16 protein-coding genes are annotated in these 24,069 nt (G+C 45.8%); 12 read left to right on the forward strand and 4 right to left on the reverse strand.

All coding sequences use genetic code 11. From position 1 onward, the window contains the following. Nucleotides 1-51 precede the first annotated feature (51 nt). The 4 genes from ABIN22_RS08960 to ABIN22_RS08975 are packed head-to-tail and all read left to right on the forward strand — an operon-like array spanning nt 52 to nt 5,372. Entirely contained in the window at nt 52-741 is a 690-nt protein-coding gene (locus ABIN22_RS08960; RefSeq protein WP_109733099.1) for a response regulator transcription factor, read from the forward strand. Beyond that, on the forward strand, nt 698-2,170 hold the full coding sequence (locus tag ABIN22_RS08965; protein WP_118621664.1) for a sensor histidine kinase: 1,473 nt from the start codon (nt 698-700) through the stop codon (nt 2,168-2,170). The genes ABIN22_RS08960 and ABIN22_RS08965 overlap by 44 nt, the downstream gene beginning before the upstream one ends. A 14-nt stretch (nt 2,171-2,184) precedes the next feature. After that, nucleotides 2,185-3,123: a GerMN domain-containing protein gene (locus ABIN22_RS08970; protein WP_346908041.1), complete on the forward strand. Its 939-nt coding sequence runs from the start codon at nt 2,185-2,187 to the stop codon at nt 3,121-3,123. After that, complete coding sequence (locus ABIN22_RS08975; protein WP_346908043.1) at nt 3,120-5,372, forward strand: DNA internalization-related competence protein ComEC/Rec2; 2,253 nt, start codon at nt 3,120-3,122, stop codon at nt 5,370-5,372. The genes ABIN22_RS08970 and ABIN22_RS08975 overlap by 4 nt, the downstream gene beginning before the upstream one ends. On the opposite strand, the gene ABIN22_RS08980 is transcribed toward ABIN22_RS08975, so the two are convergent. The 3 genes from ABIN22_RS08980 to ABIN22_RS08990 all read right to left on the reverse strand — a co-directional run bounded on the left by ABIN22_RS08980 (nt 5,344) and on the right by ABIN22_RS08990 (nt 8,025). After that, nucleotides 5,344-6,033 carry a response regulator transcription factor gene (locus tag ABIN22_RS08980; protein WP_346908045.1) on the reverse strand — a complete coding sequence of 230 codons (690 nt, stop codon included), beginning with the start codon at nt 6,031-6,033 and terminating at the stop codon, nt 5,344-5,346. The genes ABIN22_RS08975 and ABIN22_RS08980 overlap by 29 nt on opposite strands. Before the next feature lie 28 nt (nt 6,034-6,061). Continuing rightward, on the reverse strand, nt 6,062-7,102 hold the full coding sequence (locus ABIN22_RS08985; RefSeq protein ID WP_346908047.1) for a HAMP domain-containing sensor histidine kinase: 1,041 nt from the start codon (nt 7,100-7,102) through the stop codon (nt 6,062-6,064). 101 nt (nt 7,103-7,203) lie between these two features. Further along, a complete protein-coding gene (locus tag ABIN22_RS08990) occupies nt 7,204-8,025 on the reverse strand; it encodes an SDR family NAD(P)-dependent oxidoreductase (RefSeq protein ID WP_346908049.1) in 822 nt (273 codons plus the stop codon). 212 nt (nt 8,026-8,237) lie between these two features. Here ABIN22_RS08990 and ABIN22_RS08995 point away from each other — a divergent pair, with 212 nt between their 5' ends. Beyond that, nucleotides 8,238-9,269, forward strand: a complete 1,032-nt coding sequence (locus tag ABIN22_RS08995; RefSeq protein ID WP_346908051.1) for an NAD-dependent epimerase/dehydratase family protein — start codon at nt 8,238-8,240, stop codon at nt 9,267-9,269. A gap of 23 nt (nt 9,270-9,292) precedes the next feature. Here the strand turns inward: ABIN22_RS08995 and ABIN22_RS09000 are convergent, their stop codons facing one another. Continuing rightward, nucleotides 9,293-10,501, reverse strand: a complete 1,209-nt coding sequence (locus ABIN22_RS09000) for a helix-turn-helix domain-containing protein (RefSeq protein WP_346908053.1) — start codon at nt 10,499-10,501, stop codon at nt 9,293-9,295. 218 nt (nt 10,502-10,719) lie between these two features. On the opposite strand from ABIN22_RS09000, the gene ABIN22_RS09005 reads away from it, so the two are divergent. The 7 genes from ABIN22_RS09005 to hrcA all read left to right on the forward strand — a co-directional run bounded on the left by ABIN22_RS09005 (nt 10,720) and on the right by hrcA (nt 24,065). Continuing rightward, on the forward strand, nt 10,720-12,117 hold the full coding sequence (locus ABIN22_RS09005; protein ID WP_346908055.1) for an MFS transporter: 1,398 nt from the start codon (nt 10,720-10,722) through the stop codon (nt 12,115-12,117). A 28-nt stretch (nt 12,118-12,145) separates the two neighbouring features. Then, the gene (locus tag ABIN22_RS09010) at nt 12,146-15,721 is read left to right on the forward strand and encodes a glycoside hydrolase family 3 C-terminal domain-containing protein (RefSeq protein ID WP_346908057.1); all 3,576 of its coding nucleotides are present in this window, start codon (nt 12,146-12,148) and stop codon (nt 15,719-15,721) included. Between the two features lie 95 nt (nt 15,722-15,816). Further along, nucleotides 15,817-18,681 carry an alpha-L-rhamnosidase gene (locus ABIN22_RS09015; protein ID WP_346908059.1) on the forward strand — a complete coding sequence of 955 codons (2,865 nt, stop codon included), beginning with the start codon at nt 15,817-15,819 and terminating at the stop codon, nt 18,679-18,681. A 104-nt stretch (nt 18,682-18,785) separates the two neighbouring features. After that, complete coding sequence (gene holA, locus ABIN22_RS09020; protein WP_346908061.1) at nt 18,786-19,772, forward strand: DNA polymerase III subunit delta; 987 nt, start codon at nt 18,786-18,788, stop codon at nt 19,770-19,772. A 22-nt stretch (nt 19,773-19,794) separates the two neighbouring features. After that, nucleotides 19,795-21,609, forward strand: a complete 1,815-nt coding sequence (gene lepA / locus ABIN22_RS09025; protein WP_118622583.1) for a translation elongation factor 4 — start codon at nt 19,795-19,797, stop codon at nt 21,607-21,609. A gap of 2 nt (nt 21,610-21,611) precedes the next feature. Next, nucleotides 21,612-22,811, forward strand: coding sequence for a radical SAM family heme chaperone HemW (gene hemW, locus ABIN22_RS09030; RefSeq protein WP_346908175.1), 1,200 nt, complete (start codon nt 21,612-21,614; stop codon nt 22,809-22,811). A gap of 204 nt (nt 22,812-23,015) precedes the next feature. Continuing rightward, the gene (gene hrcA, locus ABIN22_RS09035) at nt 23,016-24,065 is read left to right on the forward strand and encodes a heat-inducible transcriptional repressor HrcA (protein WP_109733108.1); all 1,050 of its coding nucleotides are present in this window, start codon (nt 23,016-23,018) and stop codon (nt 24,063-24,065) included. Nucleotides 24,066-24,069: the final 4 nt, after the last annotated feature.

A 24,069-nucleotide genomic window follows, 5' to 3' on the forward strand; every position in this document is an offset into this window, starting at 1 on the left:
ACATATGATTGATCAAACACGCTCAATGTAAGAGTTAAGGGAAAGAGGAGTATGGGCAAGAAGAAAATCTTAGTAGTAGATGACGAAAAATTAATTGTAAAAGGGATTCGTTTCAGCCTTGAGCAGGACGGCATGGAAGTAGATTGTGCCTATGACGGCGAAGAGGCGCTAGAGTATGCGAAGAACTGTGAGTACGATCTGGTACTTCTTGACGTAATGCTTCCAAAGCTGGACGGATTTCAGGTCTGCCAGCAGATCAGGGAATTTTCAGATATGCCGGTTGTAATGCTGACGGCAAAAAGTGAGGATATGGATAAGATTCTGGGACTGGAATACGGTGCAGACGACTATATTACAAAGCCATTCAACATTCTGGAGGTAAAAGCCCGCATCAAGGCAATCATGAGAAGAACTGCAAAGAGAGAAGAACCGGCCAACAGTACAGTAATCGTGAAGGGCACCATGAGGATCGACTGCGAAAGCCGCAGGGTATTTATCGGGGAGCGGGAGATCAATCTGACAGCGAAAGAATTCGATGTACTGGAGCTGCTGGCAATGAATCCGAATAAAGTATACAGCAGGGAGAACCTGCTGAATCTGATCTGGGGCTATGATTATCCCGGAGATGCAAGAACAGTGGATGTACACATCAGGAGGCTGCGTGAGAAGATCGAGCTGAATCCGAGCGAGCCGAAATATGTACATACAAAGTGGGGAGTTGGTTATTATTTCCAGGGGTAGTTTTCATTTCAGGTTTAACAGTAAATTCTTAAAAAGTCTGCGGTTCTGTATCATCGTGCTGCTGCTCGTAGTATCCATAGTACCGTGTTTCGCCGCGTACAACGGGATCATTAAATCCTATGAATCGAGAGCCGTATCATTAAGGACCGCAGAGATACAGAATCAATGTACAATTCTAAGCAATCAGCTGAACAGCTATAATTATCTGGCGGATACGTCTTCCGAAGTTATCAATGCAAGTTTAACGCAGTTAACGAATATTTATAATGGGCGTGTGATGATCGTAGATAATGATCTGCAGGTCGTAAAAGACACGTATTCGCTGGATGAAGGGAAGACGATCGTGTCTGAGGACGTCATCCGCTGTATGAAAGGGCACAGTACCAATTTTTACGACAAGGAAAACCGGTACATAGCAGTGACCTCCCCTGTCATGGAGGGAGACTCAGAGCGGATATCGGGAGTCATACTTGCCAGCGTATCGACAGATACGATCGAGGACAGTCTGGAAATTCTCCGGACGAAGGGCAGCGCCATTATCGGGATTGTAATTATACTGATGCTGGGCATCAGTCTCTTTATTGCAGGACGGATTGTCAGACCCCTGCGCAGAATTACAGAATCCATTGCAGATGTGTCAGAAGGGTATGACGATGAAGTACTGCATGTTAATACATTTACGGAGACGAAACAGCTTTCAGAGGCATTTAATAAGATGCTGGGACGTCTGAAGCAGCTGGACCAGTCCAGAGAAGAGTTTGTATCCAACGTCTCACACGAGTTGAAGACACCGCTGACATCCATGAAAGTACTTGCAGATTCCCTGCTTGCACAGGAAGATGTACCAATCGAGCTTTATCAGGAATTCATGGGGGATATTGCAAAAGAAATCGACAGGGAAAATGATATCATAACGGACCTTTTATCTCTTGTTAAGATGGACAAGACTGCAAAGGACCTTCATATCAAATCAGTAAATATCAATGAATTGCTGGAACTGATTCTGAAGAGGCTGAAGCCGATCGCAGAGACGAAGAATGTGGAAGTGGTGCTGGAAAGTTTCCGGCCGGTAACGGCTGAGATTGACGAGGTGAAGCTGACGCTCGCCTTCTCTAATCTTGTAGAGAATGCAATCAAGTACAACCATGAGGGCGGATGGGTCCACGTCTCGCTGAACGCAGACCATAAGTATTTTTATGTAAAAGTAGCAGATTCCGGAATCGGGATACCGGAAGAGGACCAGGTTCATATTTTCGAACGTTTTTACCGGGTGGACAAGTCTCATTCAAGGGAAATGGGCGGGACTGGCCTGGGACTGGCCATTGCAAGAAACGCGGTTATCATACACAGGGGTTCTGTCAAAATCTACAGCAATGAGGGAGAGGGGACGACATTTACTGTACGGATACCTCTGACCTATGTAGCTTAAGGAGGGCGCGAAAGATGGGAAAAAGAAAAAGCGGCGCCTATATGGTGATCTGTATATTGTTTCTTAGTATGTTCATATCTGCATGTTCAAAAAAAACTGAAGTGAAAGCCGGTGATCCGTACATTTACTGTCTCAATTCAGACAGGACAGGGCTTGTCAAGGCAGCCTATGAGAATACGGAGAAAGATCCGCTTAAGGCGGCACGGGCCATGCTGAAGGAATTGAAGAGGCCGACAGAAGATATAGAAATTACAACCCCCATCCCGAAAGATGTCAAGGTACAGGAAAGCGAACTGGAGGGTCAGGTCCTGTATCTGGACTTTAACGGGAAATATCTGGAAATGCCGCCGCTGGAGGAAAAACTGGTGCGTGCGGCGATTGTGCAGTCGATCGTGAGGATAGACGGGATCAGTGCCCTTTGGTTTACAATTGACGGAGAAGACCTGCATAACGGGGATGGGACACTTGCCGGTTTCTTAAATGAAGATGATTTTGTCCAGAATACGGATTCTTCCCTGAGCTCTTACCAGACAGGGACACTGACTTTGTATTTTGCAAACGAGGCAGGGGACAGGCTGGTCGAACAGGAGCTGGATGTAAGATACAGCAGCAATATGTCCAAAGAAAAGCTGATCGTTGAGAAGTTGATGAAGGGGCCTAAGAAAAACACTGGAAAGCCTACATTGAATCCAAATGTGAGTGTGTTAGGAGTGACAATTAAGGATGGGATCTGTTATGTGAATTTCGACGATGAATTCCTGACAGGCGGTGTAGACGTAAAACCGGAACTTACCATTTATTCGATTGTCAATTCCATTGTGGAGGGGACAACGGCAAGTAAAGTACAGATAACGATTAATGGAGAGAAAAATGTATCCTACATGGATACCGTAGATTTAACCCAGCCGCTCCAGCGGGATATGGAGTGGGTGGAGAAAACGGAGGAAGAATGATAAAACGGCCGCTTTGCGCTGCGGCTGTCCTCTTTCTTTGTATTCAGGCAGTTATCACCGGCGGGCTTTTTCATGCACCAGATCAGAAGCCCGCCGCTTTTGAAAAAAATCTGGAATACAAAAGCGGGGTTGTCCTTACGGGCACCGTCTGCCGGAGAGAGGAAAAGCCGGATTATACAATATTATATCTAAAGGACAATCGTGTCCTTATGAAAAAACGAATCTTTCAGGAATCTAAAATTCTTGTTTATATCGAAACAACAAATCATATTTCAATCGGAAACAAAATCAAAGTAACGGGTCAGGCAGAAGCTTTTGAGGCCGCCAGAAATCCCGGGAATTTTAATCAGAAGTTTTATTACCAGAAACAGGGAATCCATGCATTTGTATGGGCAGACACCGTGGAAGTACAAAATCAGCAAATTTTTTTACTGAGAGAAAAGCTGGCAGTATTAAGGGCGGAATGGAAGAAAAAGCTGACAGAACATCTGGGAGACTATTACGGAAACAGTATGAGTGCAATTCTTCTGGGTGACAAAAGTGAACTGGACAGCGAATTAAAGGACTTGTATCAAAAAAGTGGAATCGGGCATATTTTGGCCATATCGGGACTTCATATGTCATTCCTTGGAATCGGGTTATATAAAATACTAAGGAAAATCGGACTTAACTTCGCGGTATCAGGCGGAATCGGAATTTGTTTTCTATTGGCATACACACTCATGATTGGATGCGGGGTTTCCAGTATCAGGGCGTTGGTCATGTTTATCGTCAGAATGGGGGCGGACATTACGGGGAGGGATTACGATATGCCTACCAGCCTTGCACTCGCAGCCGCGGTAATCGTTATATGGCAGCCCCTTTACCTTAAGGATGCGGGGTTTTTGCTATCCTTTGGTGCATTACTCGGGATCACGTCCGTGAATCCATGTCTTGAATCTTGTTTTCTTCAAAAAACAAAACAGAATGCTCTTACGAAAAGTATCTGCGCAAGCCTGTCTATTAACTTAGTACTGCTTCCGGTCATGCTCTATTTTTATTTTGAATTTCCCCTATACTCCATTCTGTTAAATCTCCTTGTGATACCGCTGATGTCCCTTGTGCTTGGTGCAGGGGCAGCCGGCTCACTCATTTTAACTGTTCTTCCACAGGCAGGAGGGGGAATTCTTACGCTCTGTAAATGGATACTCATGCTGTACGAAAAAGCATGCCGGACAAGTCTGTCTCTGCCCATGAGCCGGATTGTGACGGGAAAGCCGGGAAAGGGCGGCATGGCCATCTATTACCTCATTCTGCTGATGTTTTGCATAGCTGTGTATCTTATAAGAAACCGCGGCAGAAAGCACGGGATAAAGCGAAAGGGCAGAAGCAAAGCCGTGATTGGATGCATTACTATATTTGGTCTGTGTCTGGTATTATATGTGAATTGTACGATGAACTACGGCAGAAAGGGGGAACTACGTGTTACGATGGTTGACGTGGGACAGGGGGATGGCCTGTACATGAAGGGGCCGGACGGGAGGAACTATTTTATAGACGGGGGCAGCAGTGATGTATCCTCGGTCGGGAAATACCGGATAGAGCCGTTCCTGAAATCGCAGGGGGTGCAGTCTTTGGACTATGTCTTTATCTCCCACGGGGATGCAGACCACATGAATGGAATCGGGGAAATGTTAGAACATCAGAATTTGGGAATCTCCATCCGCTGCCTCGTCCTGCCGCCCGCCGACGTGCAGGATGAGACACTCATGAAACTGGCGCAGAAGGCAGAACAGAACGGTACCCGTGTCGTTGTCATGGAAAGTGGAGAAACACTTGGGGAATCGGGGCTTAAGCTGGTCTGTAAGGGACCGCTGAAGGATTATCAGGGGGAACCGGGAAATGCCGCGTCCATGATACTGGAGGTTTCCTATGGTGCGTTCCATATGCTGTTTACTGGAGATGTGGAAGGCGAAGGGGAAAAACTACTCGAACAAAGCGGCACGCTGGAACAGTATACTGTACTGAAGGTGGCACACCACGGTTCAAAGAATTCTACTTCAGAAGAATTTCTAAGCCTCACAGCCCCCAAAATTGCATGGATATCGTCCGGGCTGCATAACCGTTACAGGCATCCCCATGAAGAAACGATAAAGAAACTTCAGGGGATAGGCGGCCGGATATACGGGACACAGGAACAGGGTGCCGTGACACTGGTAACAGATGGGGACAGACTGGAAATTACGACTTATCTGAAACAGACAAAGTGACCTTGTATCCGAGTCCCCGCACCGTAACAATCTGAAATTCCTTCCAGCTGTCGAATTTATTCCGGAGGCGGCTGATATGTGTCTTGATTGTATTTTCATCACTGTCAGTCTCGTAGCCCCAGATATCCTCCAGCAGCTGGTTTTTCGTAAATATCACATCAGGATAAGAAAGGAGTTTGAACAGGAGGTCAAACTCCTTTTTTGGCAGTTCTATGGAATCGGCAGTGTCAGAGCGCGACACTGTGTAATTCGAGGAATCCACAGTCACGGCCCCGATTAGGATTCTCTTGTCCGCATGAATCTTTGCACGCCGAAGAAGCGCCTCGATACGCCAGAGCAGTTCTTCATGGTTCACAGGCTTTGTCATATAATCGTCCGTGCCGGTGGAAAAGCCCAGCCGTTTGTCTTCGAAGGCATCTTTGGCCGTGAGCATGATTACCGGGACATCCTGGTGATAACTGCGCAGTGTCCGTACAAGCTCATAGCCGTCCATGTTAGGCATCATTATATCTGCCACAATAAGATCCACATGCTGTTTATAAAAAAGATCCAGAGCCTCCTCCCCGTCGCAGGCAGTGAGGACGGTATAATAGGGCTTAAGCCGGGCAGCAGTGAGAAGCCGTGTATTTTTATCATCTTCAACAATTAAAACAGTAGCCATAGTAAGCTCCTTTCCGTTAAAGCCATGTTTATCGTGACACACCAGTGGGGAGGATTACAGTAAATGTACTCCCTTCCCCCGGCGTACTGGCAACCTGAATCTCCCCGCCGCACAATTCCACAATCCGGTGCGCGATGGAGAGTCCCAGACCCAGCCCCTTCGTGGCGTGCGAAGCATCGGCCTGATAATATTTATTAAAAATACGGGATGTCTCCTCTTTTGTCATGCCTTTCCCATTATCTGCGACAGAGACATATATCTTTCCGCCGGATTCCTTCAAGTTGACTGCAATCCTGCCGTGTCCGGGTGTGAATTTGATGGCATTGCTGATCAGGTTCAGCCAGATATGTGACATGAGGGCGGGATTTCCCAGATAAGAGACAGGGTTTAAATCGGTATCTATCTCGATTAATTTTGCGCCCCAGTCTTTGGAAAGCAGGATTAAGTTCTGCCGGATCTGCTCATCAAGGGCATACCATTCCTGATCGATGATATTCTGCTGGCTGTCCAGCCGGGACATCATCAGCGTTTCCTCGGCAAGTTTTGAAAGACGTGAAGATTCTTCAGCGATGATGGTCAGATACTGTCTGCGCTCCTCTTCTGTAACCTCTGTCTCCAGAAGCAGATTGGCGAATCCATTGATCGAGGTAATCGGGGTCTTGAATTCATGCGAAAAATCATTGATAAAATCATTGCGCAGTGTATGGACACTTTTCAATTCGGCCGTCATTTTGTTGAAGTTCTCAGCCACATCCGGCATAGGCGCCGCTTTTTTTACATCAAGTGTAACATCATAATTTCCCCCTGCAACCTGATTGATCGCATTTGCAAGAGTGTTAACCTTGCGGTTCAGATGGCGTGAAAGGAAAAACGTGTACAGTTCCATAAGGAGGGCCATAGGGATAATCATGCCAAGCCCAACCACGGGACGATAGTCAGGGTTGTTGTAGTTCACAAAATATTCGACCAGCTCGTATGCCATAACAGACAGAAAGGCGGGGGCGATAGCGATAATTGCAAAATAATTAGGCAGTTTACTGGCATCATCCAGCCTTTTATTTCTTTTCAAATTCTTTACCTCCTGTGTTTGGCATTGTCTTAACGTGTATTATAACGAATCGGAAGACAGGGTGCAACTGCTATTTTATATGGAAAGAATACGCAGAGTCATCACCTCGTAAATGCATTAACACCGGATGCAACAAGTCCGCCGTCGCAGATAATGTCCAGTCCTGTCAGGTAACTGTTTCTTTCATCCACGATGGAAGAGAAAAGAAAGGCAATCTCTTCCGGTTTTCCAAAGCGCTTGATTGCGGCATGATTTGTGAACTTGTCGGCCTCTTCCTGCTCCAGCTTTCCCATCGGGGTTTCAAAGTTACCGGGAGAAACACATACGACACGGATTCCTTTTTCCCCATATTTTAAGGCACATTGTTTTGAATACCAGATAACAAAATGTTTCGAGATACCATAGGCAACGCCAGCCCTTGCAGCCGCAGGAAAGATACGGATACGCCTCATCATTTTGTGAAGGAAGACTGACGGGTCCTCCATGCTGTATTTGTATAGCTTACGGGGCATGATAAAAGAAGGCGTTAAGTATGCTGACATAGAAGAGACATCAAGAATACAGGAGCCTTCCCCCATTATTTTATAAAATGCAGTATTCATATGGATAGTTCCGACAGCATTGGTGCTAAGGATCGCCTCCACATCACCCATATGCGGGCTCATGCCTGCAGCGTGAATCAATGCCTGAACCCGTCCGGCTTCTTTTGCATGCTGTGCCAGACGTTCCACGGAGTTACGGTCAGCCACGTCGCAGGGAAATGCTTCACAGGCAATGCCTTCTTCTCTTAATACTTTTACAGCAGATTCTAATTTCTGCACGGTCCTTCCACAGATAATAATATAGTGGGTAGAGGCCATAATCCGGGCGGTTTCCAGACCCATCCCGCTTCCTCCCCCAGTGATAACACATATGTTTTTCATGATAATCCTCCTGTTTTGTTGTATTGTGGGTTCTACTTTAATGGCGCAAGGTAAACTGAATGTAAACAGAAAATATTTCTTCCGGTTTACGTTCAGTTTACATTCTCTTATTATGATGGCATCGTTGAAAGAACGGCAGGCGGGAAAGACTTTTTCCGTTATGCTGTTTCCTTAAGAATAGTAAAAAATCAAAATAAAAGGAGAACAATGAAATGAAAAACAGAATGTATTTAGTAACCGGGGCAGCAGGATTATTAGGAAGCAATATTACTAAACAGCTGATCGAAGCAGGTGAAGAGGTAAGAGCACTGGTACTGGAAGGCGACCCTGCGGTGAAACACGTGCCGAATCAGGCGGAGGTCATGTTTGGTGATATCACGGATAATGTATCATTGGAAAGATTTTTTACGACTGAAAACAGGGAAGTCATTGTCATCCATTGTGCCAGTATCGTGACGGTAGTGGATGAATACAGTAAGAAAGTATATGATGTGAATGTAAATGGGACAAGGAACGTCATAGAGATGTGCAGAAAACACCAGGTAAAAAAGCTGGTCTATATCAGTTCGACAAGTGCAATCCCGGAACTGCCGGGGAACCAGACCATCCGGGAGACAGACCATTTCTCACCAGAAGGAATCATCGGATTTTACGGACAGACAAAGGCAGAAGCGACGCAGATTGTTCTGGATGCTGTCAGACAATATCAGTTGGACGCGTCCATTGTATTTCCAACCGGAATCTGCGGGCCGAATGATTTTGCAAACGGTCCGGTGAGTTCCTTTATTAAAGACTATGTGGATGGAAAAATGCCTGCGGGTATTGAAGGATATTTTAATGCCGTAGATGTGCGTGACCTTGCAAGGGGCTGTATTTCCTGCGCAGAAAATGGTTGCATGGGAGAAGGATATATCATGGGGAACCAGCTCGTGACGATGCGGGAGATGTTTGACCTGCTTTCCGACATCAGCGGGTGTAAAAATGTGAAATTGATTCTGCCAATCGGTATCGGCAGGATGATGGGAAAATTGTGCGACCTGATGGGAAAAATCACCGGGAAACCGGGGCGCATGACTTCATTCGCTGTGTATAATCTCGCCAGAAACAATAACTTCTCCTATGAAAAAGCGGCAAAGGAGCTGGGGTACAGGGTACGCCCTTTTGCGGACACCATCCGGGATGAGATGGTGTGGATGAGGGATGAAAAAATGATTTCGTGGGAGGGGGAGTTGATACGGGCATAATTTGAACAGCCTGTTAAAGAGGGTTAATTTTTCAGGTTCTGGTTCCGATAGTCAATAGGAGACATTCCCACGACTTTATGGAAGGTGTCTGTAAAATAACTCCGGGAGCAGAAGTTTAACTGCTCGCTGATTTCCTGTATATTCATATGAGTGGCAGAAAGCAGTGTTTTCGCCAGACTGATTTTTTTCCTGCGAATGTATTCATTTATACTGAAGCCAGTTTCCTTCTTAAATTTTCTGCTTAGGTAGTAATCCGTGTATCCGACGCTTTCTGCCAGATTTTGTATAGAGATTTTTTCGGAGGCATGCATCTCGATATATTCACAGCAGCTCCTTACCTGTGGGGAAATATATGAAATCTCTTTTAACTTGTGAACGCGGTGTATAAAATCCTCATACATTTGATGATTGATGGCGGCAGTATCTGCAAGACTCTGCGCTGCTTCTACATTCTGGGTATATATATTCTGGAGGGTATATGCAGACTGGGCAGACATTCCGCCGTCAATGGCCGCGCGGGCACAGAGTGCTATAAAAACAATGGAAGAATCAATTGCCTTGCGCAGCGGATCGCCAATATCAATTTTCACACCGGAACTGACAGTTGAAGCATTGGATAGTGCGGCCTGGTAGTTCAGGTTTCCTTCCCGGATGTTGTTCAGCAATGCCTGTTCACTCATCCAGGGAAGGTTTTTTTTACCCTCCGAAGTATCCTGTGAAATATGAGGCTCTGCGGTAGGCTTTGCATCTGACTGGTAAGAAAAGTCACTGACTGTTATGGTTTCTTTGGTAACTGTATAATGCAGCATTATTGTATATTGAACCAGAGTGGTCCAAGGAACTGTCGGAAAGCGTTTTACCAATTGAATAAAACGGTTTTTCCAAAAAAGTGGGATGTCAAATTGGTTTACGCGTTTTTGAATATGATTGGGAGACAGTGCATCAGTAAAAACAGGACCAAGGACATGGCAGGCTTTTACTATATTTTCTGTTTTCTCGAATACAGCGATCCACAAATTTCCAAGTGCAGAGCTTAAAATAAGGGGCATAGAATGCTCCCTCCCATATTTCACCATCTGTTCCTTGATTCCTCCGGCAGAGAAGATAATATCTAAAATCCGTTCATCTTCACAGTTGCTTTCAAGGAGATGCCCGTCTGCTGCATACTTCCAGTGGGAAAGGGATGTCATGCAGCCGACCAGTTCGTAAAAAAAGCTTAGTTCTTGATTCATAAGAAACCTCCTGATTTGATCTTTATTATATCATAGAAGACTGTAAATTTGTTTATCTGTTTATAATTTTGTTATTTAATAACAATGAACTAAAAAACTGTTATAAAAGCAAAATTTTGAATTTATGTATCTGTACAATTAAGTATAATAAGAATCAGAGAAAAAGTCGACAAATCTCGGAGTATATATACGATAACGTAATCTAAAGGAGAAGAAAGATGGATAAGAATAAAAAAGCATCTAACCCGAACAAATTGCCTGTTGGCAAATTCTTTTTGTGGAAGAGCAGAGATGTATCTCTTGCGGCAGTGACTGTCATTGTTTCCGGTTATCTGATGATGTTCTGCACAGATACACTTGGGATGTCCGCGGGTGTTGTGGGAACATTGCTGATGGTGTCAAAACTGTTTGACGGGGTGACGGATTTGTTTGCCGGCTATATTGTTGATAACACGAATACAAAGTGGGGAAAGGGACGGCCTTATGAAATCTGTATTATATTAGAATGGATTTGTACAATTCTTTTGTTCTTTGCAGGTGAAAAATGGGCGATGCCTTTGAAATGCGTATGGGTATTTATTATGTATACTTTCGTATATTCTATTTTCAACACGATGTTAAACGGGAACCAGACCCCTTATATGGTACGTGCATTTAGCGGGAACCGCGCAGTCATTACAAAAGTGTCTTCCTTTGGAGGAATTGTCAGTATGGGAGGTTCCATCGTTGTTTCCCTGCTGTTTCCACGTATGATGGCAAAGCTTGTAACCAGTACAAATGGAGGAAGCGCCGGCTGGAGAGAATTGATTTTGATATTCGCAATTCCTTTGGCAGCAATCGGAATACTCCGGTTTTTGTTTGTTAAGGAAGATCCTTCCATCGATGCGGGACAGACTGCACAGAAAATTAATATGAAAGAAATCATTACCATGCTGAAAACAAATAAATACGCATGGAGCTTTGCGGGAATTACAGGACTTTATAATCTGGTAGTGGGACTCGGTGCAGGTACATATTACTTTCAATATATTGTGGGGGATATCTCAGCATTTGGAATTGTAAGTATACTCGGAATGGTACTTTTGCCGGTTATGTTCATTTTCCCGGCCTTGATTAAGAAAATGGGAGTTGCAAGGCTTTTTATTACAGGTGCGGCATTGGCCGTTGCGGGATATCTGATGGTATTTTTTGCAAAAGATAACCTGCCGCTAGTTTTTGCAGGTGCAATTCTCAGTACAGTTGTTTCACTGCCAATTTCTTATCTTGGTGCACTTTGCATTATGGATTTGTCCACATTTAATGAATATAACGGCCTGCACCGTATGGAAGGGACGACCGGAATTGTATCAGGATTTGCCTCTAAGGCATTGGGCGGTGTGGGAACTGGTTTAACCGGTATTCTGTTAGGGGCATCCGGGTTTATTTCCACGACCGGTTCAGAAACAGCAGTTCAGCCAGGGAGCGCCATGCTGATGATACGAAGCCTGTACAGTTTGATACCGATGGCCTGCATGATTTTGATTATTATTTGTGCATTACATTTTAACAGACTGGAAAAGAAAATGCCGGTAATTGAGGCTGAAGTGAAGACGCGCAAAGAAACTGCAGCTCAATAATGAGGGGAGAAAGGAATTAGAAAAGAAAATGATTGTAAAAGCAGGTATTGATAAAAACCCATCCGGACTGGAACTCAGCAATAGGGCGCTTGCACGCAGGGCAGCTTGTGAAAGCTTTGTTTTGCTGGAAAATGACGGGATTCTGCCATTAAAAGAAGAAAAGATTGCATTGTATGGTTCAGGGGCGCGCATGACTGTCAAGGGCGGAACCGGATCCGGTGCAGTGCGGGAACGCTATAGTGTAAGTATTGCTCAGGGACTTGAGAATGCAGGGATTAAAATCGCAACCAATCAATGGCTGGACAGATTTGACAAATATTATCAGGATACATATGAGGCATATTGCCAGAATGTTGAAAAAAGGGTAGAAGGAGTCAGGGAATTCTTTAAAATTCTGCAACTGGCAGGGCAGTTTGAGCATCCAGCGGGGATTCCTGTTACAGATGAAGATATCAGGCAGTCCCGAACGGATACTGCAATTTATGTTCTTGCACGTCAGGCGGGGGAGGGCAGTGACCGAGAAGACAGGAAAGGGGACTACCGTCTTGAAGATATAGAGTTTGAGAATCTTAAAAAAGTTTCCAATGGCTATAAGAATCTGATCGTGGTTGTCAACGCAGGCGGTGTTTTAGACTTATCTTTTTTGGAAACATTACATGTCAGTGCCCTTGTATATTTCGTACAGGGTGGAGAAGAGGGCGGGAATGCCTTGGCAGATGTTCTGACAGGAAAAGAGAATTTTTCAGGGAAGCTGGCAACAAGCTGGGCCTATGAATTTTCAGATATTCCTTCGAACACAACATACTCCTATCTGGGAAAGGATAAATATAATCAGGAATATAACGAAGGCATCTATGTAGGCTACCGATATTTTGACAGTTTTAGGGTGAAACCAAGATATGCTTTCGGCTATGGACTCTCTTATACTGATTTTGAGATGGAAATGGACCGTATCGTGCAGAAGAAAGACAGGCTGGAAGTTGATATACTTGTAAAAAATACGGGCGGATGTTCCGGAAAGGAAGTTGTGCAGCTTTACGCCAGTGTCCCATTTGGAAAGGATGGTGCAGAATATCAGCGGCTGACTGCATTTGCCAAGACTTCGCTTCTTGAACCGGGAAAAACAGAAATGATACATATGACGGCAGATATTCGCGGACTCACAAGATATGATGAACATAATGCTGCATATGTACTTCTGGCAGGAACCTATATCCTTCGTTTGGGGAATGCCTCAAACAATACAAAGGCTGCCGCGGTTTTGAGAGTAGAAGATGATATTGTAACTGAGCAGTGTGCTCACATATGCCCGGTACAGCATACTGTAGAGGAGATTGCGCCTCCGCTCAGAAAGAAAGAGGATTTGCCGCAGGATCTCGAGGGAATTGATCTGGATGTATCCTGTCTGAAGACGATTGTCCATGAATATGTGACGCCGAAATATGAAGGCACAGCCTGTGAACTGGCAGATCAGATGAGTATTAGACAGCTGGCAGAGTTAGTATGTGGCGGCGGAACATCTGCAAGGAACCTGGTTGTATCTGCGATGGGGGCAAGCGGTACGACAACTGCTGAATTATATGAGGAGTTTGGAATTCCGAATATTATATTGGCGGATGGACCGGCAGGACTCAATCTGACCAGCCAGATCGTAGAAATGCCGGATGGGACGTTTAAATCAGCGAATGTACCGGAAATTCGCGAGGCGTACAAGCGTTATTTGTTCGGTTTCAGTAAGATTGCACTTATGGGCCAGATGGCGAAACCCGAAGAGGGGACACTGCATTACCAGTATGCTACAGCATGGCCCTGCAGCCAGCTTCTGGCACAGTCCTTTAACACCTCGTTATTAGAAGAAATTGGGGATGCCGTGGGGAAAGAAATGGAAACTTATGGTGTGACTGTGTGGCTTGCCCCGGGAATGAATATTCATAGGAATCCACTCTGCGGACGTACTTTTGAGTATTATTCGGAGGATCCGTTCGTATCCGGGAAAATGGCGGCTGCCCTTGTGCGTGGTGTGCAGTCACACCCGGGAAAAGGAATGAGTATTAAACATTTTGTGGCGAACAACTGTGAATTAGAGCGTAATGCCTCATCTTCGAATATGAATGAACGTGCACTGAGAGAACTGTATCTGAAGGGGTTTGAGATTGCTGTAAAAGAATCAGAACCGATGACGGTTATGGCATCCTATAACATGATAAACGGGGTGTATGTGGTGAATAACTATGACCTTCTGGTAAAGGTACTGCGGAATGAATGGGGATTTCAAGGTCTGGTTATGAGTGACTGGGATTCCATGAAATGTGAGAAAGATGACTGCATGAATGCAGCCACGGGAGATGTTCTTAAGGCTTTTAAGGCGCAGTGTGATTTGATTATGCCGGGCAGGCCGGACCAGATTGAGGCTCTGGTCAAAGGAGCAGAGGAGGGCCTCGTGTCCACAGATGATATGAAGCGCAGTGCCGCCCGCGTCATAGCAATGATACAGCAGAATACAGTCTGCAAAATCAGGAAGAAACAGTCCCATACTGAACAGACTGCGATATACCCTGGAAAAGTGTGGCTGGATACGAAGGGAGAACGGATTCAGGCGCATGGCGGTGCAATGTTCTATGAAGATGGTATGTATTATTGGTATGGTGAAAATAAGGAAAAGACGGATGGTAAAAATGGCATCTGGACGTGGGGAATCCGGGCCTATTCTTCGAAAGACCTGTATAACTGGGAAGACAAAGGGGTGATTATTCCGCCGGATACCCAGAATTCTGAGTCCAGCCTTTACCCGGAGAAACATGTGGACCGCCCCCATATCTTAAAATGTAAGCACACGGGGAAATATGTCTGCTGGATAAAACTGTCCGGGCCAGATGCATGTTTTACCCTGCTGACCGCGGACCATTTTCTTGGTCCTTACCACATGGAAAAGAATACCTTTTACCCTCTGGGACAGAAAGTCGGAGATTTTGATCTGGTGGAGGATGAAGACAGCCAAAAGGCATATTTGTTTATGGACAGTAATCATGCAGGGATTGTATGCATGGAACTTGCGGCAGATTATCTGGATGTGACGAGGGAAGTATCCAGACAGTATGAAGGACTTCATGCGCCGTTCTGCCGTGAAGGGATAGCTGTTTTTGAAAGACAGGGGAAAAAATATATGCTGACCAGCGGGATGAGCGGATATATTCCAAACCAGAGTGATTCTGCAGTTTCAGACAGTTGGACGGAAAGTTTTGTAAGCATAGGTGACCCGCATGTGGATGATGAAAGCAAGGCATCTTTTAACAGCCAGATTTCCAAAGTATTTCAGGTTTACGGAAAAAAGGATCTATATATTGCAATGGCAGACCGATGGGTTCCTGGATATAAAATAGATGCAAAACGTGCAGATATTATCACGCGTGCGATTGCGGCTCATTTTGAACCGGATGTATACAGACTTGAAGAAGGGGAAAAGGCTGAACTAATGAACAGTCCGATGCTGGGAACGGCCAATACATCCGCTGCGGATTATGTCTGGCTGCCGCTTCGTTTCGAAGGGGAGAAGGTGTTCATAGAATGGAAAGATGAATGGAAAGTAGAGGATTATGAGTCATGAGGCATATCATGAATTTGAATGATGCACTGTAGCAAATAAAAAAATAAAAGGAAGGTGACGTGCCGGTATTTTGATATACCGGCATTAGGTGTATTATGGAAATTTTATCTTGCAGAATCAACCATATGCAGCAGCCGCTGGGGTTTGCAATGGAGCACGTGACTGCCTCATGGATAGCAGACAGCGATATATCTAAACATCAGGAAGCAGCCAGAATCAAAGTTGCACTGGACAGGCAGATGTCCTGTATCATATATGACTCAGGGAAAAAACGTGAACTGGAAAGTACAGGTGTCGAACTACCCCTGAAGTTGGAGCCCAGAAGGCGGTATTATTGGAATGTACAGGTATGGGGGGATGCCGGAGATGAAGCGGTTTCAGATGTAAACTGGTTCGAGACCGGAAAAAGAAAAGAAGCATGGCAGGGGGAGTGGATTACCACACCGTGGGAGGACAAGGGACAGCACCCCTGTTTCCGAAAAGTGTTTCAGGTTCCTAAAGACTTCGGTGAAAAAATAGAAAGGGAAGATGCATTCGGTGCAAGACTGTATGTGGCAGGTGCCGGTCTGTTTCATTTGGAGATCAATGGGAGAAAGGTGGGGGAGGAATACTTATCCCCGGGCTGTAACGCTTTGGATGGATGGGTTCAGATTTATACTTATGATATAGGAAATTACCTGCGTCCGGGGAAAAATGTAATAGGGGTTATGCTGGGAAATGGCTGGACGAAAGGGCGTTTTGGGACATTCCGGGAAATAAACAGACCATATGTGCCAGAGTTTTTGCTGCGCGCAGAATTGCGGTTTGAAGTTCGGGATGGTAATGAAACCGTGATCGCTACAGGTGCTGACTGGAAATGTGTTCCTTCCCCCGTTTTGGAGGACGGAATTTATGATGGAGAGGTTTACGATGCAGGAAGGGAAATCTCAGGATGGTCGTTACCAGAAATTGATGACAGTGACTGGGAAATAGCTGTGACAGCCATACCAGATAATCTGGGGCCGCTGGAGGACCGGCTGTCACTTCCTGTGGTAATCAAAGAGAAGAGAAATCCGGTACAGGTTATTCATACCCCGGCAGGTGAGCAGGTTCTGGATATGGGACAGAACATGACAGGGTGGATCAGATTTCAGGTACAGGAACCCAAAGGGGCGAGAATTCGTTTGAGCTATGGAGAAGTACTTCAGGATGGAAATTTTTATAATGGAAACCTGAGGTCCGCCAAAGCGGAATATATGTATATATCTGACGGAAAAAAACGGGTGGCAGAACCACATTTTACATTTTACGGATTCCGTTACGTGCGGGTGGAAGGTCTCAGCCATCCTGTGAATCTGGATGATTATGTGGGCTGCGTCGTATATTCTGATATGGAAGAAACGGGTACTGTAGTAACAACAGATTCACGGCTGAACCGCCTATATGAAAATGCAAAGTGGAGCCAGAAAGGAAACTTTCTCGATGTTCCGACGGACTGTCCGCAGCGTGATGAGCGGATGGGATGGAGCGGCGATGCTCAGGTATTTTGTAAAACGGCGTCGTACAATATGGAAACTTATGCGTTTTATAAGAAGTATCTGCACGACTTGTGGAAAGAACAAAAGATGTGCGGTGGTATGGTCGGAAATGTCATCCCTTCCTTCCTGCCCGGCAAGAGTGAAATACCCTCTCCTGTACAGGGAGGCTCGGCCGCATGGGGGGATGCAGCGGTTATCATACCGTGGACACTTTACCGGCACTATGGTGATAAGGAGATTTTGAAATGTCAGTATCCAAGCATGAAGGCCTGGGTTGACTGGGTGAAGGAGCAGGATGAGGCGGACGGTGGCAAAAGGCTGTGGAGCACCGGTTTTCAGTTCGGAGACTGGCTGGCACTGGACGGGCCTGCAAAAGGCGGGACACAGGGTGGTACGGATACAGTGCTGATTGCTTCTGCATACTATAAATATTCGGCAGAACTACTGGGAAAATCAGCGGAAATTCTGGGTTATAAAACTGATGCAGAATATTACAGTTTACTGTCAAAGGAAGTTCGGGAGGCAATTCAAGATGAGTTCTATACAAAAAATGGCCGTAGTGCCGTGCCGACCCAGACTGCCCATGTGCTTGCACTTGCTTTTGACCTAGTGTCAGATTCAGTAAAGGCAAAAACAGCGGAAGGACTAATGTCTCTCTTAAAAGAAACCCGGATGCATTTAAAAACCGGATTTGTCGGAACCCCTCTTTTGTGTAAAGTTTTATCGGAAAATGGATACTCAGAAGCCGCATATCAACTTCTCTTTCAGGAAGATTACCCGGGATGGCTGTATGAAGTTAAGATGGGGGCGACAACGATATGGGAACGCTGGAATTCTGTGATGCCTGATGGAACGATATCCGGCACAGGTATGAATTCTCTGAATCATTATGCCTATGGTTCTGTGATACAGTGGATGTATGAAAATATGTGTGGTATTGAGCTTTTAGAACCGGGATATAAGCGTTTTCAGATTGCGCCTGAGACTTATGGAAAATTGTCCGGTGTCAAAGCCAGATACCGTTCACCAAAAGGATGGATTGAAATCGAATGGAAGGTGGAAGGTAACAGAGAAATGAAAGTAAGGGTAAGAGTTCCGTTTGACACAGTAGCTATTGTGAAACTTCCGCTTTCGGAAGAGGAGAAGGAACTGAGCGCAGGAGAATATGAATTTGCATACCAGTTGGAAAATGACTACTATATAGGCTATTCTTTCGCCGATATACTGGAGGAACTGTTAAGGAATCCTGAAACTGAAAAGATAGTACGGCCGCTGGCTATGCTGCTACAGAAGATTCCGGCAGATATGGCGCCTCCGTCAGGGCTGAGTATTCAGGAAACACTGGAGAGTTTAAGTCCTACAGTGAAAAAAATGCTGTGTGCCCAGATAGATACAGTGGAGATGGAACGAAAACTGAAAGCGGTCAGGATGGAGCATTCATAACAAGCATGTAATAAAGAACCTTGAAAAGGCTATAAGGACAAATTTTATTACAGGTGATGAAATATTTTGCAAAATAGAGAACTTTCCTATATAATAGATACGTTATGAAGAGTTTAAATGAAGATTTAAAAACGGGACAATTTAAGCAGGTATATCTTCTCTACGGGGAAGAGAATTATCTGAAGAAGCAGTACAAAGACCGGTTTACAAAGGCGATGCTTCCGGACGGGGATACGATGAATTACGCTTATTATGAAGGGAAGGGCGTAGATGTCCGGGAGGTCATTGATCTGGCGGAGACTCTGCCCTTTTTTGCCGAGCGCCGTTTGATTGTATTCGAGAACACTGGTTTCTTTAAGAATGCGGGGGCGGACCTGGCAGATTATATCAAGGAGATGCCGGATACAACGTATTTCATTTTTATCGAAAATGAAGTGGACAAGCGGAGTAAGCTTTTTAAGGCTGTGAAGGCGAAAGGGCATATTGTGGAACTGCCGTTTCAGGATGAGGTGACGCTGAAAAAGTGGATACTCGGCCAGGTACGCAAGGAAAACAAGCAGATATCCGAATCTACAGTCACGTACCTTCTGAATAAGATCGGCACGGATATGGAGAACATACAGAAGGAACTGGAGAAACTGTTCTGTTATACACTGGAGAAAGACAGTATTGCGGCGGAGGATGTGGATGCAGTATGTGTCACACAGATATCCAACCACATCTTTGACATGGTCAATGCAGTTGCGGAGAAGAGGCAGGAACATGCGCTGGAGCTGTACTATGAACTTCTGGCCCTGAAGGAGCCGCCGATGCGGATTCTTTATCTGATGACAAGGCAGTACCGGATTCTCCATCAGGTCAGGGACCTTCTGAAAAAGGGGTACGGAAGGAAAGAAATTGCTTCCAAAGCAGGACTGCACCCGTTTGCCGCCGGAAAGTACATGGATCAGGCGAAGCACTTTGGCTCCAGTGAACTAAGGGCGATCATGGAGGACAGTGCGGACATCGAGGAACGGGTGAAGACAGGAAGACTGACGGATGTCATGGCGGTTGAATTATTCATTGTAAAGTATTCATCCGTATCTAAGTAATAGGATTGGAGGAAATGTAAAAGTGTCAGGAATAGATCAAAGTAAAATACGGAATTTTTGTATTATTGCCCATATAGACCACGGAAAATCAACTCTCGCAGACAGGATCATCGAGAAGACCGGGCTTTTGACGAGCAGGGAGATGCAGTCACAGGTGCTGGATAATATGGATCTGGAGAGAGAACGCGGAATTACAATCAAGGCACAGGCCGTAAGGACCGTGTATAAGGCAAAGGACGGGGAGGAGTATATCTTCAACCTGATTGACACCCCCGGGCATGTGGATTTTAACTATGAGGTGTCCCGAAGCCTTGCCGCATGTGACGGCGCGATCCTTGTTGTGGACGCGGCACAGGGAGTGGAGGCGCAGACATTAGCGAATGTATACCTTGCGCTCGACCATGATCTGGACGTGATGCCGGTTATCAATAAAATCGACCTGCCGAGCGCGGATGCGGACAGGGTAAAGGAAGAGATCGAGGATGTGATCGGCATTGAGGCCGATGATGCCCCCTTAATTTCTGCAAAAACGGGATTGAATGTGGATGACGTGCTGGAACAGATTGTAGAAAAGATTCCCGCCCCGGGAGGGGACCCTTCTGCACCTCTGCAGGCGCTGATTTTTGATTCTCTGTATGATTCCTATAAAGGTGTCATTGTCTTTTGCAGAATCAAGGAGGGGAGCGTTAAGAAGGGCACACCGCTTCTCATGATGGCGACAGGGGCTACGGCGGATGTCGTGGAAGTCGGATATTTCGGCGCCGGCCAGTTTATCCCATGCGAGGAGCTGAGTGCCGGAATGGTTGGTTATATTACGGCCAGCCTGAAAAACGTGAAAGATACCCGTGTGGGTGATACAGTGACAAACGCACAGCGCCCGTGTGCGGAACCGCTGCCCGGATATAAGAAGGTAAATCCGATGGTATACTGCGGCATGTACCCTGCTGACGGGGCAAAATATCCGGACCTGCGTGATGCTCTGGAAAAACTCCAGCTCAATGATGCGGCGCTTCAGTTCGAAGCAGAGACATCTGTGGCACTCGGATTCGGTTTCCGCTGCGGATTCTTAGGACTGCTCCACCTCGAGATCATTCAGGAGCGTTTGGAGCGGGAGTACAATCTGGACCTTGTCACGACGGCGCCGAGTGTTATCTATAAGGTGCACAAGACAAACGGGGATATCATTGAACTGACGAACCCGACGAATCTTCCGGACCCGGCAGAGATCGAGTTTATGGAGGAGCCGATCGTGAAGGCGGAGATCATGGTGACATCCGAATTTATCGGGGCTATCATGGACCTGTGCCAGGAGCGCCGCGGGGAGTATCAGGGTATGGAATATATCGAGGAGAACCGTGCCGTACTGAATTACCACCTGCCGCTCAACGAGATCATTTACGATTTCTTCGATGCACTGAAATCAAGGTCACGGGGATATGCATCCTTTGATTATGAGATGCTTGGATATGTACAGTCAGAACTTGTGAAGCTGGATATCCTTATTAATAAAGAAGAAGTGGATGCACTTTCCTTCATCGTACACAGCGGTACCGCATATGAGCGGGGAAGGAAGATGTGTGAGAAACTGAAAGAGGAGATCCCGCGCCAGCTATTTGAGATTCCGATTCAGGCAGCCGTCGGCAGTAAGATCATTGCACGCGAAACGGTGAAAGCAATGCGTAAGGATGTACTTGCGAAGTGCTACGGCGGTGATATTTCGCGTAAGAAAAAGCTTCTGGAAAAGCAGAAGGAAGGAAAGAAGCGTATGCGTCAGGTAGGTAACGTGGAGATTCCGCAGAAAGCCTTCATGAGCGTACTGAAGCTGGACGATAAATAATGATGGAAAAAGAACTGGAGCTTTATCTTCATATTCCGTTCTGTGTACAGAAATGTGCATACTGCGATTTCCTTTCCGCACCGTCGGATGAAGCGCAGCGCATAAGGTACATGGATGCACTGGTAAAGGAAATCGGCGGATATAGAAAAAAATATCATGATGATTACCGGATAACGACGATCTTCATCGGCGGGGGGACCCCTTCCTTACTGGAGGAAAACCAGATCGCGGACCTCTTTCATGCCCTGCAGCAGACATTTCAGATTGAGCAGGATGCAGAGATTACAATCGAGGCGAATCCGGGAACTGTAACGGAAGAAAAGCTTGCGGCCTGGAAGTCTGTGGGGATTAACCGTCTCAGTATCGGACTCCAGTCCGTAAATGATGCGGAGTTGAAACTGCTGGGAAGAATCCACACATATGAGGAATTTCTGGAGACATACAGGACCGCAAGGGCTCAGGGATTCGAGAATATTAATATCGACCTGATCTCGGCGGTTCCGGGACAGACAGTGGGAAGCTGGAGCCATACACTGACCAGCATCGCCGGGCTGGGGCCGGAGCATATATCCGCTTACAGCCTGATTATAGAAGAAGGCACCCCTTTCTATGATTATTACGGCGAATGCCGTAAAGACGGTTCCGGGACGGCCCGGGATTGTGCATCCGCGGATATGCCGGGCCTCCCGGATGAGGATACAGAAAGAAAGATATATGAAATGACAGCAGATCTGTTAGCCGGATATGGATACAAGAGATATGAAATCTCTAATTATGCAAAAGAAGGTTTTGCATGCCGCCATAATCTGGGGTACTGGGAAAGAAAGCAGTATCTCGGAATCGGTCTGGGGGCTTCCTCCCTGATCGGGCATCAGAGGTATCACAATACAGCGGATCTGGAAACATATATATATAAGGTACAGAAAAAAGAAGAGATAAGAGAAGATATAGAGGAGTTATCTCTTTCAGATGAGATTGAAGAACATATGTTTCTCGGCCTGCGTAAGACGGAAGGTATTTCCGTACAGGGGTTTATGGAAACGTTCGGAAAAAGTATATTCGACATATATGGGAAAGAACTGGAAAAACTGAAAAGCGAGGGATTACTGGAAGTTACAGCCGATGCAGTAAGGCTGACAGAACGGGGGATTGACGTTAGCAACACTGTCTTTGTAGAATTTCTTGATCCAGTCACAGATTAGAGAGTGTTCTGCCGGCAGAAGTGCCGGCCGGATGCTCTTTTGCTTATCATTTTATATAAAATATAAAAAGTATGAAAAATATATAAAGAGTGTTGACAAAAAGAAATCAGGGTGCTATCTTAATATACGTAAGGTGTTAGCACTCAAAACTAAAGAGTGCTAATAAGCAGAGAAAACAGTACTCTGCGGTGGAAAGGAGGGCCTATGGCAGGAATCACAGAACTGAGTGAGAGAAAGATGGTTATTTTAAAAGCGATCATTCAGAACTATCTGGAGACAGGAGAGCCGGTTGGTTCAAGAACTCTTTCCAAATACACGGACTTGAATTTAAGTTCAGCTACGATCCGTAATGAGATGGCAGACCTGGAGGATCTGGGATATATTTTCCAGCCCCACACGTCCGCAGGACGTATTCCTTCTGATAAAGGATACCGCTTTTATGTGGATATGCTGATGGAAGAGAAGGAGCAGGAGATTCTGGAGCTTCGCAATGTGATGCTAGAGAAGACGGATAAGGTAGATAAAGTTCTGAAGCAGGCGGCGAAGGTTCTGGCGGCGAATACGAACTATGCAACGATGGTATCCGCACCGGTTAACAGCCGGAATAAGCTGAAGTTCATCCAGCTTTCACAGGTGGATGAGGAACAGATTGTAGCTGTGATCGTGATGAACGGGAATGTCATCAAGAATAAGATCATCGAAGTCGGTGAAACCTTAAGTAATGAACATTTGTTTAAGCTGAATATGCTGCTGAACACGACATTGAATGGAATGTCTATAGAAGAGATCAACCTGGGGCTGATCGCAAAGCTGAAAGAGCAGGCAGGTATTCACAGCCAGGTCATCAGCGATGTTCTGGATGCGGTAGCGGAAGTCATACATGTGGACGAAGATATGGAGATCTACACGAGCGGGGCTACCAACATTTTTAAGTATCCGGAACTGAGTGATAAAGAGAGTGCACAGGAGATTATCAGTGCATTTGAAGAAAAGCAGCAGCTGGCGGAACTTGTTACAGAGACCCTTGCCAGTGAAGACAGTCATGGAATTCAGGTATACATCGGAGATGAAGCACCGGTGAAGACCATGAAGGACTGCAGTGTTGTGACAGCGACCTACGAATTGGGCGAGGGCATGAAGGGTACGATCGGTATCATCGGTCCAAAACGTATGGATTATGAACATGTCATGAAGACGCTGAAGACTCTGCAGAACGAGTTGGATGCAATTTATTACAAAGATCCAAAAGAATAGGAAG

Origin of the sequence: Faecalicatena orotica (genome assembly GCF_905197545.1) — a bacterium.
GTDB classification, from domain to species: Bacteria; Bacillota; Clostridia; order Lachnospirales; family Lachnospiraceae; genus Faecalicatena_A; species Faecalicatena_A orotica.